General features: G+C 52.9%; 1 protein-coding gene. It reads left to right on the top strand.

Going from position 1 to position 1,314, the window contains the following annotated elements; all coding sequences use genetic code 11:
• Positions 1-1,314: cadherin repeat domain-containing protein (locus tag Q4551_RS16105; protein ID WP_303434942.1), on the top strand; the 1,314-nt coding region annotated here is incomplete at both ends.

Here is a 1,314-nt window from a genome sequence, read left to right as displayed (position 1 = left end):
TACTGTCACCGCTACCGACGGAGCTGGTAACTTTACCAATCAGGCCGTTACCCTGGCGGTCAATAACCTGGATGAAGCAGCACCGACGATTACCTCTGGTGATACCGCGACTGCCATCGATGAAAACAGCGGTGCTGGCTCGGTTATTTACACAGCGATTATCGATGACTCCGCGGATATTTCGGATGGCGTAACGTTTAGCCTTGGCGGCACTGACGCGGCTTACTTCTCGATTGATGCCAGCACCGGTGAAGTCACCTTGTTGGCGGATGCGGACTACGAGACTAAACCAAGCTACAGCTTTACCGTCACCGCCACAGATGGGGCTGGTAACTTCACTGATCAGACCGTCACTCTGGCGATCAATGATCTGGATGAGTCAGGACCGGTATTTAACTCCGGGATTCTGGCGGATGCTATTGATGAAAATTCTGGTGCCAGCTCGGTTATTTACACCGCGACCACGGACGACGCGGCAGTGGTTTATTCGTTGTCTGGTACAGATGCGTCACTGTTCAGCATTAATTCAGCCACCGGCGAAGTGACGTTATTGGCTGATGCCAATTACGAGACCAAGTCCAGCTACAGCTTTACTGTCACTGCCACCGATGGGGCCGGTAACCATACGGACCAAGCCGTCACCTTGGCGGTCAACAACCTTGATGAAGTGGCACCGACGATTACCTCTGGCGCTATCGCCACTACGATTGATGAAAACTCTGGTGCTGGGCAGGTGGTGTATACCGCTGTTGCTGATGACTCTGCTGATATTTCTGATGGTGTGAGTTTCAGTCTGTCGGGTGCAGATGCTGCGTATTTCAGCATCAACTCAGCCACCGGTGAAGTCACCTTATTGGCCAACGCTGATTACGAGACCAAACCAAGCTACAGCTTTACCGTCACCGCCACCGATGGGGCGGGTAACCACACCGATCAAACCGTCACCCTGGCGGTCAATAACCTCGATGAAGCAGCGCCGACGATTACGTCTGGCGCTACGGCCACCTCGATCGCTGAAAACTCAGGTGCTGGGCAAGTGGTGTATACCGCTGTTGCTGATGACTCTGCTGATATTTCGGATGGCGTAATGTTTAGTCTCAGTGGTACTGACGCGTCTTACTTCACCATTGATACCAATACTGGCGAAGTGACTCTAAAAGCGGATGCTGACTACGAAACCAAGTCCAGCTACAGCTTTACCGTCACCGCTACCGATGGGGCTGGTAACTTCACTGATCAGACCGTCACTCTGGCGGTTAATGATCTGGATGAAGTCGCACCGACGATTACCTCTGGTGATACCGCCACCTCGGT

Source organism: Oceanobacter sp. 5_MG-2023, from assembly GCF_030548165.1.
Classification (GTDB): domain Bacteria; phylum Pseudomonadota; class Gammaproteobacteria; order Pseudomonadales; family Oceanobacteraceae; genus Oceanobacter.
Note: the sequence above shows the minus strand (reverse complement) of the source record. Positions and strands in the feature narration are given on the sequence as shown.